The organism is Aquimarina macrocephali, assembly GCF_051627225.1.
Lineage (GTDB): Bacteria > Bacteroidota > Bacteroidia > Flavobacteriales > Flavobacteriaceae > Aquimarina > Aquimarina macrocephali.
On record NZ_CP151795.1, the window covers coordinates 4764863 to 4781779 of the forward strand.

The window sequence follows — 16917 nt, forward strand, 5'->3', positions numbered from 1 at the left end:
ATCGGTTTTTATCTTTAGTTATTAACACCCAAAAAATAATTCTGAATTCTGAATTCTAAGTTCAGAATTATAATACTTTTGCACAAAGCAGATCACCTTATCGCTCCTGGTTATTCGGGAGAGGAAAGTCCGGACACCATAGCACAGTATAGCGGGTAACGCCCGTCCGTCGTAAGGCGAGGACAAGTGCAGCAGAAAGTATGTACAGGTAATGCTGTAGTGAAACCAGGTAAACTCTATGCGGTGCAACGCCATGTAAACCAGCTTTTGAGGGTTGTGCGCCCAATGTTGGAGGGTAGGCGGTTTGAACTGATAAGTAATTATCAGTCTAGATAAATGATAAGGATCCTGATGTATCGGGAAACAGAATCCGGCTTATGATCTGCTTTTTTTTACAACTCTTTTAACAATACCCAATATCAATTTTCTTGTACCTTGTACGACAAGAAAAATTATTTGAATGAAAATTGCTATAGTCTGTTATCCTACCTTTGGAGGTAGTGGGGTGGTGGCCACAGAATTAGGAATTGCTTTGGCAAAACTAAACCACGAAGTACATTTTATTACCTACAAACAACCTGTTAGGCTCAATCTGTTAAATCCGAATATTCATTTTCATGAAGTAAACGTACCTACATATCCTCTTTTTCATTATCAACCATATGAATTGGCATTGTCTAGTAAATTAGTTGATACGATTAAAAAGTATAAAATAGACGTACTTCATGTTCATTATGCTATTCCGCATGCATATGCTGGATATATGGCAAAAAAAATGCTTGAAGAAGAAGGAATTTATGTACCTATGGTGACTACATTGCATGGGACAGATATTACCTTAGTAGGAAACCATCCTTTTTATAAACCTGCAGTAACATTTAGTATCAATAAAAGTGATATTGTTACTTCTGTGTCTCAAAGCCTTAAAGACGACACATTACGTTTATTTGATATCAAAAACGATATAGAGGTCGTTCCTAATTTTATTGATGCAAGTCAAAGAAAAACCAGTTTTACAGATTGTCAACGAGAACTTATGGCAACTCCAGAAGAGCGTATTGTTACTCATATTAGTAATTTTAGAGCTGTAAAACGTATTACAGATGTTGTAGATATTTTTTATAATATTCAGAAAAAGATGCCTGCAAAATTATTGATGGTTGGAGAAGGCCCAGAACGTAAACCAGCTGAGCAAAGATGTAAAGAACTTGGTATAAAAGATAAAGTGGTGTTCTTCGGTAATAGTAATGAAATAGATAAGATATTGTGTTTTTCTGATCTGTTTTTACTTCCATCAGAACGAGAAAGTTTTGGTTTAGCTGCATTAGAAGCGATGGTAAATAAGGTACCTGTAATATCAAGTAATGCAGGAGGAATCCCAGAAGTTAATACTCATGGTGTTTCTGGATATATGAGTGATGTAGGAGATGTAAAAGGTATGTCAGAAAATTCAATTAGAATTCTGGAAAATGATAGCAGATTAGAAGTCTTTAAAGAAAATGCATATAAAGAAGCAATGAAATTTGATATTAGTAGTATTATTCCTCTATATCTCAAAATGTATGAGAGTGCTTTGGCTGCAGTATAATATCATTTATTTATAAAATTAAAAACACCGTTATCATTTACATGACAACGGTGTTTTAGTTATTACTTTATTATAATGGTATGTCTAAAATGTATATCTGGCAGAAATACCAACATTTACTCCTGTATTGTCTACATCTCTAAATCCATTTGATTGATCTATATCATGAATATCAAATGTTGGACGAATACTAAATGCTACCTGAAGTGGAAAATCAAAACGATAGTCAACTCCAAAATCTGCTCCTATGTAAGGAAAAAATTCAGCATCTCTATCTACATCACCAATAATTACACCAAGGTATCGGGTTTTAAAATCTATATACCCTGCACCTACACCTGGACCAGCAAACCAATTTAGTTTATCCCAGATATTATATGTCCAATGAAAAAATACTCCACCACGATACGTAGAGATGAAAGAATTTGTTTTAAAACCTAAATTAGCGTCAATTCTGTTGTGTTCACTTATTATTTGTCGTTGATATGTAATTTCGGGACCAAACCCTTCATCTCCAACAACTCCATCTGATAACCGAATTCCTATAGCATTTTCAGGAATATCTTGTGCCTGCAGTTGTGAAGCCGAAATAATGATTGATAGTACAAAAAAAAGTTTTTTCATGATTTTAATTTTTAAAAATTTTAATTGATTATAATAATAGAAATGGTTAGCGTGTTTTAAAGTCTTGTGTGTAAAACTAGTGTATTAAAAGTGTTAATCAAATTTGTATCTGGCGCTTAAGCCAAAATTAAAGATGATATCATCATTAGTATAACTATCGAAGTATATCTCTGGTCTGAAGTCCAGTGAGATTAATAGTGGGAAATCAAAATTATATTCAATACCTACATCTCCTGTTACAAAACCAAAGATGGTTAAATCATCATCACGTACAATATTAGAGTCAAAATCAACTAATCCACCTCCAATTCCTGGCCCAACATACCAATTTAGACCTCCGTCAATATTAAAAACCCATTGGTATATCCCTGTTAGTTTTAGAGCATTGTAGTTTCTTTTGCCTTGCGCTCCAAGTCCTAATTCTATTCGTGTTTTAGAACTTAAAGCATTTTGATATGAAGCTTCGGCCCAAAAACCGTCTCCTTCGCTAATACGTAAACCAATAGTATGTTTAGAAATTTCCTGAGACTGTATATTATAAATACAAAGAAATAGAAAGGGAATTATAAAAAATATATACTTCGTCATAATCGTAAATAGTAATTTCCTATTCCCGACTATAACGTCATAAATCTTCTATTCTGTAAGGATAAATCTTAAATCTTTGTTAAGATTAAATTAACTACTTTGTAACTGCATGTCGGTGCTCTCAAAAATCTTATCTGCAGAATCAGCTATAAATCCATTAAAAATAACATCTTGATTATTTTTGTAACGGTATGAAAATTCATAATAGCATGATGTGATTTCTTTAACGTTTTCTTCGAATTCTACCTTGACCACATCAGCCAAAATACTGGATTGCTCTAGTAATTGGGATGGAGAGCCTTTTATTTCACCTCCAGAAGTATTCATTTTGAAACCATTCTCTTTTAAAAATTCATTAACTTGAGATAAATCTTTAAACGATTGAAGCTTATTAACATCTACTGTGAAGTGATTAGAGCAAAAGCCATTAACATATACCCAGGCTGCATATTCTGATGTAGAAAGGAGTGTTTTGTATATCTCAAAGGATGGTTTGGCCCAAATCCTGCCTTTTAGAATAAGATCTTCTTGTTGTAAAATCTTATGATCTGTTTGATTTATGGTGTTTTGGATTATGTTATTTAATTCTACAGAAAACTCTTCGAGAAGTAATTCGCTAATAAAGATTTTTGGAGCGTTAAGATTACTCTTGTGCTCAAAATGTTTTGCGTATAATTTTTTGGCCTTAAAATGATATTCTCCTTTGGGTTCATAACCCATTGCAATAAAGGGTTTTGCCAGAACATCGATACTTACTCTGGGATCATTAAAAGTACGTATTGCAATATGATCATTAAAAACAGTATTACCTTCTGCTTCAAACAAAGATTTAATTTTTTGTGCAGAAGGAGTTTTTGCAGTGTATTGTTTCCAAAGTTCTTCAAAAAAATGAGTCAAATTCATTTTAATTATGTTTTTATTTGATACAAAATTATTATTTTTGACTATTATTGCGTGTATATATATTGGTTTTAGTTCCAATTATATAGATTTTGTGTCAAATTGAAGATAATGTTTTGTTTTTATTATCAATTTTGACTGTGGATGTTTTAAATTTTTTATTGGTATGAATCATTTTGATTATATAGATCAGCAGATATTATTACAGATACGCGAAGATGCAAGGAAGCCTTTTTCTCAAATAGCAGAGAATTTAAAAATTTCTAATTCTTTGGTACATCAGAGAATTAAAAAACTTAAGAAACGTGGTGTAATAAAGAAAGCCGAGTTTGTAGTAGATGAGAAACAAATTGGTTTTAAAACGAAGTCTTATGTTGGTATTCGTTTAAGAGAGGCTAGATATGCAAAAGAAGTAGTTGATGGTTTAAAAGAAATTCCGGAAATATTAGAATGTAATTATGTTTCAGGACATTATGCTATTTTCATTCTTATTTTTGCATTTGATAATCATCATTTGCGTAAGATTCTGTATGAAAAAGTACATCAGATCGATGGAGTCGCAGGAACGGATAGTTTTATTTGTTTTGATACTAATTTCAGGAGACAGGTATCTTTAAATTCTTTAGGAAAGAATATTTCATATGATTGATAAAAGTATATTGACATCTTTACAAGACCAATTAGAAGGTCAATTACAATTTGATACTCTGATTACTTCTTTATACGCTACAGATGCTTCAGTATATCGTAGAATTCCTTTGGCAGTAGCATTTCCAAAATCAATACAAGATGTGAAAAAAATAGTTGCTTTTGCATCTCAATATGGTATTGGTATTATTCCCAGAACAGCAGGAACATCACTTGCAGGACAATGTGTGGGAGATGGGGTTGTGGTGGATGTTTCTAAATATTTTACCAAAATAATCGCAATAGATAAAATAAGAAAAACGGTAACCGTTCAACCAGGAGTAATACGGGATGATCTTAATCGTTTTTTGAAACCGTATGGACTATTTTTTGGTCCCAATACATCAACATCTAATCGTTGTATGATTGGAGGGATGGTAGGCAATAATAGTAGTGGTACTACATCTATTCAATATGGTGTTACAAGAGATAAAGTATTAGAATTACAAACGATATTATCCGATGGTAGTGAAGTCATTTTTTCTGAACTATCATCAAATGATTTTGAAGAAAAACGAAATTTAGACACTCTTGAAGGAGAAATCTACAACCAGATTTATACCGAACTTTCTTCTGAAGAAATCCAACAACAAATTGCTACTCATTTTCCAAAACGAGAAATTCATCGTCGCAACACAGGTTATGCTATTGATGAACTGATTGATTCTGAGATTTTTTCTACCACGAATACACATTTTAATATGTGTAAACTTCTTGCTGGAAGTGAGGGTACATTGGCTTTTACTACACAAATTACATTGCAGTTAGATGAACTTCCTCCAGAAGAAACATTAATGATTGCAGCGCATTTTAGAACTATTGATGATTGTATGAGAGCAGTAGTGCCTGTAATGCAGCATTCGTTATTCACTTGTGAAATGATGGATAAAACCATTTTGGATTGTACAAAAAATAATATCGAACAATTAAAGAATCGTTTTTTTATTGTTGATGATCCAGAAGCAATCCTCATGCTGGAGCTTAGAGCAGATGATGCTGATCATTTAGAACAGCAAAAAGATGACCTATTAAAAACTCTTGATAATTCAAAGTTAAGCTATGCCAATCCAATTTTACGTAGGGAAGAAATAGATAAGGCTTTAGAACTAAGAAAGGCAGGATTAGGGTTATTAGGTAATATTGTTGGTGATAAAAAAGCAGTTGCTTGTATAGAAGATACGGCGGTTGCTATTCCTGATTTAGCAGAGTATATATCAGAATTTACAGATTTAATGAAGTCTTATGATCAAGAAGCTGTGTATTATGCACATGCAGGAGCGGGAGAAATTCATCTTCGGCCTATTCTGGACTTAAAAAAGAGTAATGATGTAGTTCTATTTAAAAAAATAACAGATGATGTAGCATCTTTGGTAAAGAAATACCAAGGTTCTATGAGTGGCGAACATGGTGATGGTATTGTAAGGGCTGGATATATACCCTTTATGATTGGTGAGGACAACTATAAAATATTAGAACGTATTAAAAATACTTTTGATCCTAATTCTATTTTTAACCCAGGTAAAATTATAGATGCCTATCCCATGGATCAAAAACTACGATATGAAATAGATCGAAAAGAACCAGAGATAGGTACTATTTTTGACTTTACCGACTCGATGGGAATTCTAAGAGCTGCAGAAAAATGTAATGGTAGCGGTGATTGCCGAAAATCTGTAGAAGCAGGAGGGACGATGTGCCCCAGTTATCGGGCTACAAGAAATGAAAAAGATACTACTAGAGGTAGAGCAAATACACTAAGAGAGTTTTTAACCCATAGTGAAAAGGTTAATAAATTTGATAATAAAGAATTAAAAGAAGTTTTTGACCTCTGTCTAAGTTGTAAGGGATGTGCTAGTGAGTGTCCCTCTAATGTAGATGTAGCTGCGCTGAAAGCAGAATTCGAATATCAATATCAAAAAGAAAATGGAGTATCGTTACGTACAAAGCTTTTTGCTTATAGTAACAGATTAAATGATATGGGGAGAATCGCTCCTGGTTTAACAAATTTTTTCTTTACCAATACGTTAACATCTGGGATTTTAAAATCCTCTTTAGGTATTGCCAAAGAACGAAATTTGCCTTTGTTAAGCAAGCAATCTCTAAGAGGTTGGTGCAAGCAAAATTTAAAAAATATACAACCTAAGAGACCTGTGAAAACGGTGTACTTTTTTATAGATGAATTTACAAATCATCTGGATGCCGAAATTGGGATAGATGCTATCGAATTACTTACCAAATTAAAGTATGAAGTAAAGATAATTGATCATAAAGAAAGCGGACGGACTTTTATATCAAAAGGATTGTTGAAACAAGCCCAAATTCTAGCAAATCATAATATTGAAACGTTTAGTAATTATATTACTGAAGAAATTCCTTTGATTGGATTAGAACCTTCTGCGATACTTACCTTTAGAGATGAATATTTACGATTAGCTGATGATAAAGAAAAAGCAATATCAGTTGCAGCACATACATTCTTGATTGATGAATTCTTACATACAGAGATAGAAAACGGAAATATAACTGCTGATTTGTTTACTGCCGATACCAAAACAATCAAAATACATGGGCACTGCCACCAAAAAGCTTTATCTGGTATACACGATACATTTTCGATTCTAAATTTACCCAAAAACTTCAACGTTACTATCATTCCATCTGGATGTTGTGGTATGGCAGGATCTTTTGGATATGAAAAAGAACATTATGATATTAGTATGCAAATAGGAGAGCAAACCTTATTTCCGTCGGTTAGGAAAACACCTGAAAACACTATTGTCGTTGCTGTAGGTACTAGTTGCAGGCATCAAATAAAAGATGGGACAGAGCGAGAAGCGTTACATCCCATTAGTATTCTAAAAAATGCTTTAGTATAAATAAGATTTTAAAATTGGAAGTTTCAAATAAATGTAGGATTCAAAATCTAACTGGTATAAAACATTATCCGTGTATAGTTTCGGAAGTGCCGTAGTTCTGAATAATTTCTCCTTCAAATTTTAATAAATCATCCCATTGTTTATCTACATCAATACCTTTTCCGTATTTACGTGCAAAACCAATAAATGTCGTGTAATGACCAGCTTCACTAATCATTAAATCGTGATAGAATTTTGATAGCTCAGGATCTTTTATTTTTTTTGAAAGAAGCTTAAATCGTTCGCAACTTCTTGCTTCGATCATTGCAGAAAATAATAATCGGTTAACCAGACTTTGCTTACGACTACCGCCTTTAATACCAAACTTAAACAATTCATTTACGTAACTATCCTTTCGTTCTCGACCTAATTTATAACCCCGCTTTTTAATAATTTCATGAACCATTTCAAAATGCTGTAATTCTTCTTGTGCCAAAGCTAATAAATCAGTAACCAAATCGGTATGTTCAGAATTTAACGTAATAATGGTAATGGCATTTGTGGCTGCTTTTTGTTCGCACCATGCGTGGTCTGTTAAGATTTCTTCGATATTTGTTTCGGCGAGAGCTGCCCAACGTGGATCTGTTGCCAGTTTTAAACCAAGCATATTTTTTTATTTAAGAAGGATTAATTTAATGCAAATATACACATTTCGCAATAGTTATATATCAAATAAAAGATGGAATGCAACTATAAAAGCTACACTCCATCTGTATTTGAGAAAACATATTCTTTAATTTTTCAAAATTTCAGTTTAGTTTTCAAAATTATTAAATCTACTTTTTTATTAGTTTTTTTATATAGGTTTTTCCATCAATAGTAAGTTTACAGAAATATAATCCAGCAGGCCATCTAGCTGCTTGTACTTGATGATTATCTTCTGTTATAGTAGTATTATAGAATTCTTTCCCGCTTTGATTGGCGACACGTATGGTTATATGTTTCAGTTTTTCAAAATCTTTTATAGTTATTTTAAAATGATCTATAAAAGGATTTGGAGAAATATTAATATTTCGGGTTTCATTTAAGTATACTGTAGACACAAAGCTTTTTTGCAAACAAATCTGATTGACCACATGTTGAATCTTATACTCACAAGTATGATCTACTGTCAAAGACAGGGAAGTATACATCGCGGCTCCTGTTCTGGTAAAAGAATTAAGTAAAGACCAGCTAATGTCTCCTGTACATTTTTTATAAATGTAAAATGTTTCTTCGTCATACTCATCTGCATGTGAGGTAATATTACTAATCACCAGGTTATTTGATGTTGCAGATGCACTAAAATATGTATTAAAGGAAGGATCAGGTTTACAACATTCTTTAACCGTAAAACAGGTTGTTGAAGAACATCGGCCTGTATTAGAAGGCCAATTAATAGTAACACAATATTCACCATCTCCCATAGGAGGAATTTGATAATCTCCTGAGTGTCCACTTATAGGAACACCGTTATATGTCCATTCATATGAATATCGATATAACGTTGGTCCAATAGGGTCAGAGTCGAATCCAATTAATCGAGAAGGGAATTCATTACAATAATATATATCTGGTATAGAAACTATAGGTCCTTCATCTTCTATAATGGTAAATGAATATGTAGTTTTACAACCATTTTCATCGGTTATAACTAAAAGATATGAACCGTAGTTGGAAGGAGTAAAACAAGGAGTAGTTGCCAATAAAGTACTCATAGGTAATGTCGGATGTGGACCCCACCACTCATATGTATATGTGCTACCAAATGGAGCTAGTGGAGCACAGATTTCCTGAAAATCAGAATCACATATTTTGATTTTTTTTGGTATTTTTATGGTAATATCCTCACATTCCTTTTTTAATTCTACTTCATCTATATAAACAGATTGACTGTGTATCATAAGGGCTGTTGCAGGATCTTTAATCTTAAACAAAATCCTATCATATCCCAAACCTGCTTCTGCTGCAGTAATGGAAAAACTAGCACAATATTGACTCCAGAATGAATTGCCACTACCATCAAAAGTCATAGTTGGAGTAGTTAATATCCATTTCCCATCATCTGCACAATCATTGTCGTTAACTACATAAACTTCGATGATTTGATAAGGATCACTAATTGAAATTACTCCACTACTCGCACGCGCACCCCAGAAACATAAATTATAAGTTCCTTCGGTTAACGGGCCTGATAATGTACCTTTTAAACGTTCTCCTATCAATGTGTTTCCTGTGGATCCTCCATTTTGAGTTTGCCACAAATGTGCATAGCGATTATCTCCTGTCCTTTCTTCTAAACCGGCAGGCGTAGTATATATATTATTTGGTACTTGTATATTAGAGTTACTTGATAATCTATCTAATAGATCTACTCCGCTTCCCCCAGCTGTAAAAATCAATGGATCTGTACATTGATGATTCCATCCCGTAGCAAGGTTTATTTGCCCACGATTTGTAGGAACATTTCCATCTTCAAAATCAGGATTGAGAACTAGATTTTGACCTATGGATAAAATAGGGATGATATAAAAAATGAAAATTATTAGTGTTTTTTTCATGTTATATAGTTTTATAGTTTATTAAAATGATTTGATTTATAAAGTATGTGTTTGCTATAAATGATTGATATTTATTAAGAACAGAGGTAATATGTATTGGAGAATAGTTTTTTAATTCAGAGTTTATTCTCCAATACATTTATCCTAAGGCTAAGGCTTACTATTCAACTTTACATACTTGGTATTCTGCTTTCCAACTGGTAAAATTGACACAAGTTTCCCACCCATACCACTCAAAAGGAGTATTGTGAATATTAACAGTACTGGGAATCCATGCATACCAATCATTATAATATCTTCTTTTTGAATTAAACACATAACTGTTTATAGGGCTATTAAAATACCCCAAAGGTCTAGGTGATCTATTCCAATCTCGTTCATAAGTATTCCAATAAAATTTGTTTGTAGCAAGAGGTACCCATACATATGCATGTAACGAAGGTTTGTATAAAGTAGATCCTATCTGATTAGGTTTAACTTTAGCTAAATCTTTGGAGTACCCGGATATAAGATCATAGGTAGGAAAGTTTTCTACATGATATCCAATAATTGCATATTCAGATTTGTTTCCCCAACCGTTTTCATACCGATAGCCATTTTTTATTTTTATGTTATGAGAATCATACCTGATTATGGTTTTTCTTGCAGGCAACTCTATTAAATTTTCTTCTCCTAGTTGTATAACATTTTCATTTTTATCATATACTGAAGCATGGTCTACTAAAAATAATGGGTTAGATGTTTTAAGAGAAGTTTCTTCTCCTAAGATGATCTCTTTTAATTTTCCGTTATTAGTAAAATACCAGGATACAATAAAATCTTCTATTTGCTCATTATTGGTACAATCTGTTTCGATGTTTGGAGATATTATGGGTTGTTTGTCGGGATCTATTTGATTCAGGTTAGGAATAAAAATAGCAGGTAAATATTTTTCTATTTCAGCTGTTTCTGGATATTCGGGATTTGAAGAAATAGGAGTATGGGTCATATCATTTGCGATACTTTGTAAGGATAGTCCATTGTTTTTTAAATTTTTATTTATTATTTCAAAGTATTGAGGTGCAACTTTTTCTAATTCTAATAAATATGCCGTTTCGGTTTTAGACTCTTTTGCCATCTGTATAATGGTTTTATTAAAGTTATCATCCTTTATTAAATCTCGTGTGGCTAGAGCTATTTCATATAAATATTTATTTAATTTCTCTTCGTCTTTATCTTCTTGATTTTGCATTAGTCGATTGATATCTTGATTGTTTTTTATAATCGGAATGTTATCAAGCGTATAATTACCAACTTTTTTGAAGTTTATTTTTTTTAGATCATTGTTCGTGATCTCTTCTTTTTCACAACTATATATTATGCTAATGAAAACAATACATAAAATAGCAGATATGCATTTTAAAAATTGTTCTTTTAGTTTCCATAAATTAATATTTTGATTTGATTTCATGCTAAATGTTTTAAGAGTAAATATCCCCAGAACTTTTCTGAGTTTTTTAATGATCGATCTTAGTAAAGTGTAGATTCATGAAATTCATTACCCATAAAAGAAAATATTTTTTTTAATGGGTAATGAATTTTAGTTTTTCATACTTAGTTATAGATCGATCTATTTTTAAAAAGGTGAATCCCGAAAAACCTATATAAAAAGAGTAGGGTACAATTAAAACCAAAAATCATGAAAAATCATTTAACAAGATTATTGCTCTTATTATTTTTAGCTATTGCATTTGCTTGTTCCAAAGAGGAAGAAATAATCTCTATTCAAAAAGAAAACGCAGAGTATAAACACTCAGGAGTACACATGGCACCATGGGCTTTATCTATGGACTGGCAATTTAGTTTTGGAAGCTGTGCTACAGGTCCGGGTGTATGTTTTAAAGATGGAGATGGAGATATTGTTATTGGTTGGGGGTCTATTTTTAATAATGGAGGACAAATAAGTTCTGCAAACCAACTACATGAAGCATTTAAGGTGTTGATGAATGGCAATGAGAATAAAGATAATGGAGTAATAGCGTTTCGTATAGAGGGAGATAAACTACATCTGGTGTTTTCGAGAAGCTTAGAAGAGCCTGATTTTATACTAAAAGAAGATGTAATGCTACGAAAAAAGCTGGCTAGACATTTAGGAATGGAAGAAATTACCATTCCTGCTGGAGTATACAAAGTAGATAGAAGTAATTTTGAATATGGGGAAGTAAAAGTTCCTTTTAGAGGAAAAGAAATTACTTTGGATTATCATGAAGATTATGGTATCATAAAAACTAAAGATTACCCTGTAGGAAGAAAAGTAACTTTAGAATCGTTTTTTGAAGATTTAAATATCACTAAAAAGGATTTAAAGGAATATCAAATTGTTGAAGCCAAATTTACAGGAATAGCCTATACAGAACATTTGGTTAATGATAAATTGATTTATGTTTGGCATAGGTACAATAACGAACCAGTATCTGTATTTGAAGGAGTTTTGAATGATGGAAAGCCTATAAGTTCACAAAGAATTCATTGGTGTGGCAATGAGTTTGGAGGGTTTAGTTCATTTGATTTCTTTTGGGCATTTATTGATAATGGATGTTGGTGGTGTGACTAATCATAATTTTGGAAGTATCAAAAATACATTTCCTTATTTAGATTAGTGGTTTTTATCATTCTGAGTCTGATAAAATAACATAAAAATGTAGTTTAAACGGACTTAGAATGGTAATTGCTTACAATTCTAAAAGCATATTATGACTTGTAATAATACCAAATACTACTACCAATTAATAAAATAATAAGTAAAAACACGGCCAAAAAAAGATAGTTGTGACTATTGTTGTTTACAGTAGAGGTAACGTTTTCAATACTACCGGTTAAAATTAATGGTGCCCAAAAATATGGAGAGTTTTCTGATAATTGATGTTCTTTTAGGTATCTAAGTTTAGCTTTTCTTAATGCATCTGATTTTGTTTTTCCTTTTTTTAGGTGGTTGTAAAAATCAAGAATAATTTCTGAACTTGATTTTTCATTGGTATTCCATAATGAAGAGATTACATTTTTGGATCCAGATTGAAAAAAACCACGCGACAAACTCATGACACCTTCTCCTGGTTGTATATCACCGATGCTAGTTTGGCATGCATCTAAGATTATTAAATCTGCTTGATTTTTAACAAAATACAACTCGTTTAGAGTGATTTTTTCGTCATAAAATGCTATCCAAGGATCATGATTACTAGTAGAACTTGCATGGGTGGATAGATGTATGATATTAAATGTGTTAGCGTTGTTAATAAAACTTGATTTTAAAGCTTGTTCTTGATATAATATTTTAGCAGGAAATAACTTTTGTATTTCTTTCATTTTATACTCACTTCTATTCAAGCTAGCTAACTTGTGTTTTTGGAAATGTATAGGAGCGAATGCAATAAGGTTAGAAGTAGGGTTTCTTTTTTTTTGCTCTACCTTTTTTAATAAAGACATAGAATAAGCATAGCTTATCTCTGTAGAATATATTAAGTAAGGTGTTCGTTTTTTTTGGGGAAGAGGAGCTGTAATTAGAGTTTCAAACGGAAAGTTTTGCAATATATAATCAGGGATTATTAGTAGCTTTTTGTTTTTTAATAGAGTATTAGCATTATCGAAAGGAAATAATTTTTGATAAACAGAAAAAGATGTCGTGCTAAAAGCATCTAATTGTTGTTGCGTGGTAAGTGGTTTAGTGCTAAACTTATTAATAAATTTAATTTCTTTGTGTAATTGTTTTATGTCTTGTATTTCAAAAAAGTTAACCCCTTCTTTATTTATATAAATACCATATCCTTCATTTTTTGTAATAATATATTGTACTAAATCTGTTGAAGAAGATATGATTTTAGAATAACTTTCTTTAAATGAAGAAATTGCTATTTCTTTTTTGTATTGAAAATAGCCCGGATATTCTTTTTCTAAAGAACTAATAAAGTTTTGGTATTCTTTTTTATGTTTAAATAGTAAAGATTGCTTTTCGGGTTCAGAGAGTAATGTATCTATTTTTTGTAGTTCTATGGTTTCATGTATTTTATGTTTTAAGCTATATTCCCTTTCTTGAAGGACCTCAGGAAGTCCCCCTCTCTTTTTGGCTTCCTCATGAGTTAAATTTTCTAGTAAGGATAAAGATTTACTTTTTTCCATAAAGAAAAAAGCCTTTTTTGCATCCTGTAATTCATAACAAATAGAAGTGGCCAGCATATATAGATCAATGCCTTTTTTCCTCCAAAAATATTTAGACTGTTGTTCGGTACTTTCTAATCTAATAATATCTATTAATTTATCAGCAAGAGTAATGGTTTCTAATGCATTTTGAAGATATTCTTCATTTTTAGTTTTTGAAAAAAAATCTAACCATGCATTGGCCTTGTCTTTAAGATCATTTACTAAATTAACCTTATCATAAGATTGCGCCAATTTCTCTATAGATGGGAGTTTTTTTAAATCAAAATTATCATATTGATCTATACCATAGAATATTGCTTTTTGGTAATTTGTTAAAGCATCTGCATGGTTTTGCTTTTTTAAATAATAATCCCCTAGATTATCATAGATTGAGGTTTTTAAGGAATCATATTGCTTGGCATTTTGGTAATTTTCATAAGCTAATTGATCTTTACCTAATTTGGCATTAATGTATCCTAAAGCATTATATGTTGTAGCAATATTATGTTTGTTTTTTTGATTAGTTTTTAAACTTAATGTTAATGCCTTTTTATAATAATCAATTGCTTTTTGGTGTTGTTCGATTTTATCATAGATATAGCCATATCTGGCATAGATTATTATCTGATTTTTTGTTTTAAGTTGCTCGGATAGTTGTAAGATGTTTTCTTCTGTTTTTTTTAGATATTCGATGGCTTTTATATAATGATCCTTTTTCATTGTTTCAGAATAAACACGCGAAAAGCTCAGGTAAACACGGTATTTTTCTTTATTTAATATAGAATCATTAGCTTGTTTAATAATATTTTCTGCTTCGTTAAGATAATCTATGGCTTTATAATAGTCTCCTTGTTCTATATAAAGATTGTTAATACCAATGGTATATGCCATGATAGTATACCTATCTTTATGAGATTGCTTAATTAGGGTTTTAAAAGTTTTTAAAGCTTTTGTTCTGTTTCCAGAATAGAGATACATATATGCAAGGTTGTTATAGCTTTTATTAACCTTATAAGGAATGGTGTCTATAAATTGTTTTTGAATATGTAATGCTTTTTTAGTGTTACATATAGCATTTTCATAATCTTTATTTCTAACATTAAATTTCCCAAATTCATTATATAAATAACTTGTAATTATTGGATTATCCATACCTTTTTTACTTTCTAAAAGGGTCTTAATCTTCTCTATTTTACAATTGTATTCTAAAGTTGAATTTTCTAACTTTTTATATTCAATCTCTAGGGAGAACTCTTTAGTACTTTGAGTATATATGGAGGGCAGAGTAAATAAATATATAACAAAAGAGTAATAAAGTCGCATATTGTAGGGTTAGAATGAGGCTGTCTAAAAAGTCAAAAACCGTATGCATTGTCGGCCTTAAATTTGTCTAAAACCAATTTATAATCAATCAGTTAATGATTTTGACAAGCTTAGTCTGACAGCTAAGGATTACTTTTTAGACAGCCTCCTCTAAAATAAGAATCTTTTTTGTTTTAAAAAAAATAAAGCTATTTGCTTTAGGATTAACACCTAAGCAGAGGTATTTTATTCAATAACTCTATCACCATAATATGTAGGCAGTGATCCAGAAATCAATAATGTTCCGTTAATTCGTAATTGATTTGTGATCTCTACGGGTGTTGTATATCCAGATAGATAATATATAGCAGACTTTGCCGCTACTAAGGGAGCCGCATACGAAGTTCCCGAAACCAGATAAAGTGCTCCATCATTATCGTAAAAAGATACTTGATCCCCTATAGATAAAAAATCTACACTTGTAATACCATAATTAGAAAAAGAAGATTTTACTATTTCTGCTCTGTTTTGAAAACTAAAACTACCTATACCAAGAACATTGTTGTTATTGTATGACGAGGGATAATGAGCAACAGATTCATTATTATGATTATCGTTTCCAGAAGAAGATATGTGAAGAATATCTGGGTTTTCAGAAATAAACTTATAAAGCAATGAACTAGGAGCGCTATACCATCCAAAACTCATATTAATTATAGAAACAGATGGTTTGTTTACAGTATATAAATAACCACATAATAGTTTAAAAGTGGATGTTTTTCCTAAATGATCAAATACCTTAACTGGTAATATTCGATAATCAGTAATGTTTTCATTATCTAATTTAGATTTAATAATACTACTTACAATGGTTCCATGCCCATTATCGTCATATACATCATTATCACTATTTATAAAGTCCCAACCAGATATTTCTTCTCCTTCTTCATTTTTTTTACAAAGTCTGGCATTAGATGTTGAAGTATATAAAAAAGGATCTCTATATGGTAGTTTATTTAAATTTATACCAGTATCAAGAATAGCAATTGTTATAGTAGAATTAGGTTTTAAAAAAGAGGTAATTAATGAATTACTATGACTAGATGTAATTGTTGTTAAGGTTGTTGGTGATGTGTTTTCATTGGTATAAAAAAATTGATAATCTGTTCCTTCTATACCTCCTTCTTGAGTGATTTGATCATTTCTTCCTTCAATATCTACACTTGGATCGAACTCCCATTTCTCGATTCTATCATTAGTACAATCACATTTTTTAAATCGTTTTACGTTATATTTTCTTCTTAAATTATTTTTCATGGAAGTATTAACCCCTTGTTTATATGCTATAATTAATTCATTTGCAGATCTAATAGGTAGATTAACAGGATTATTTTTACTAAAACTCTGATCTGTTACTGGTTTATCTATATCCTGAGTTGTACAACCAAAAATGAAGAAATATATTATTAATAGAGGCAATAAAGGTTTTAAGCATTTCATTTTATTTGTGTTTTAAATGTTACTTTTATCGTATGGTGCATAAATAATAAATTTATTACCCATATATTTTAAATAAATTGAAAATAATGATTGCTTA

The 16917-nt window shown here is 31.1% G+C and carries 12 protein-coding genes and 1 other RNA gene; 5 read left to right on the forward strand and 8 right to left on the reverse strand.

The genetic code is table 11. From position 1 onward, the window contains the following. Positions 1-84 precede the first annotated feature (84 nt). An RNA gene (rnpB, locus tag AAFU52_RS21130) (RNase P RNA component class A) lies at positions 85-393 on the forward strand. Positions 394-460: 67 nt separating this feature from the next. Next, the gene (gene bshA, locus AAFU52_RS21135) at positions 461-1588 is read left to right on the forward strand and encodes an N-acetyl-alpha-D-glucosaminyl L-malate synthase BshA (protein WP_024770031.1); all 1128 of its coding nucleotides are present in this window, start codon (positions 461-463) and stop codon (positions 1586-1588) included. Between the two features lie 84 nt (positions 1589-1672). Here bshA and AAFU52_RS21140 read toward each other — a convergent pair whose 3' ends face one another. From AAFU52_RS21140 to AAFU52_RS21150, 3 genes are all read right to left on the reverse strand, one after another. Further along, positions 1673-2212 carry a hypothetical protein gene (locus AAFU52_RS21140; RefSeq protein WP_024770032.1) on the reverse strand — a complete coding sequence of 180 codons (540 nt, stop codon included), beginning with the start codon at positions 2210-2212 and terminating at the stop codon, positions 1673-1675. A gap of 93 nt (positions 2213-2305) precedes the next feature. Further along, the gene (locus AAFU52_RS21145; protein WP_024770033.1) at positions 2306-2800 is read right to left on the reverse strand and encodes a hypothetical protein; all 495 of its coding nucleotides are present in this window, start codon (positions 2798-2800) and stop codon (positions 2306-2308) included. 90 nt (positions 2801-2890) lie between these two features. After that, positions 2891-3703: a DUF1338 domain-containing protein gene (locus AAFU52_RS21150; RefSeq protein WP_024770034.1), complete on the reverse strand. Its 813-nt coding sequence runs from the start codon at positions 3701-3703 to the stop codon at positions 2891-2893. A 163-nt stretch (positions 3704-3866) separates the two neighbouring features. Between AAFU52_RS21150 and AAFU52_RS21155 the strand changes: the two genes are divergently transcribed. Both AAFU52_RS21155 and AAFU52_RS21160 read left to right on the forward strand, forming a co-directional pair. Beyond that, positions 3867-4349 carry an Lrp/AsnC family transcriptional regulator gene (locus tag AAFU52_RS21155; RefSeq protein WP_024770035.1) on the forward strand — a complete coding sequence of 161 codons (483 nt, stop codon included), beginning with the start codon at positions 3867-3869 and terminating at the stop codon, positions 4347-4349. Continuing rightward, a complete protein-coding gene (locus AAFU52_RS21160; protein ID WP_438423460.1) occupies positions 4342-7263 on the forward strand; it encodes an FAD-binding and (Fe-S)-binding domain-containing protein in 2922 nt (973 codons plus the stop codon). Before AAFU52_RS21155 ends, AAFU52_RS21160 begins: the two co-directional genes overlap by 8 nt. Positions 7264-7327: 64 nt before the next feature. On the opposite strand, the gene AAFU52_RS21165 is transcribed toward AAFU52_RS21160, so the two are convergent. From AAFU52_RS21165 to AAFU52_RS21175, 3 genes are all read right to left on the reverse strand, one after another. Then, positions 7328-7909 (reverse strand): tRNA-(ms[2]io[6]A)-hydroxylase, encoded by a 582-nt coding sequence (locus tag AAFU52_RS21165; RefSeq protein ID WP_024770037.1) that lies wholly within the window; start codon positions 7907-7909, stop codon positions 7328-7330. A 169-nt stretch (positions 7910-8078) separates the two neighbouring features. Next, complete coding sequence (locus AAFU52_RS21170; protein ID WP_438423461.1) at positions 8079-9842, reverse strand: T9SS type A sorting domain-containing protein; 1764 nt, start codon at positions 9840-9842, stop codon at positions 8079-8081. Positions 9843-10002: 160 nt separating this feature from the next. Then, positions 10003-11292 (reverse strand): hypothetical protein, encoded by a 1290-nt coding sequence (locus AAFU52_RS21175; protein WP_438423462.1) that lies wholly within the window; start codon positions 11290-11292, stop codon positions 10003-10005. Positions 11293-11520: 228 nt separating this feature from the next. Between AAFU52_RS21175 and AAFU52_RS21180 the strand changes: the two genes are divergently transcribed. Continuing rightward, on the forward strand, positions 11521-12435 hold the full coding sequence (locus AAFU52_RS21180) for a hypothetical protein (RefSeq protein WP_438423463.1): 915 nt from the start codon (positions 11521-11523) through the stop codon (positions 12433-12435). A 137-nt stretch (positions 12436-12572) separates the two neighbouring features. On the opposite strand, the gene AAFU52_RS21185 is transcribed toward AAFU52_RS21180, so the two are convergent. After that, the gene (locus AAFU52_RS21185) at positions 12573-15170 is read right to left on the reverse strand and encodes a CHAT domain-containing protein (RefSeq protein WP_161635279.1); all 2598 of its coding nucleotides are present in this window, start codon (positions 15168-15170) and stop codon (positions 12573-12575) included. Positions 15171-15566: 396 nt separating this feature from the next. Continuing rightward, on the reverse strand, positions 15567-16820 hold the full coding sequence (locus AAFU52_RS21190) for a S8 family peptidase (protein ID WP_024770042.1): 1254 nt from the start codon (positions 16818-16820) through the stop codon (positions 15567-15569). Positions 16821-16917: the final 97 nt, after the last annotated feature.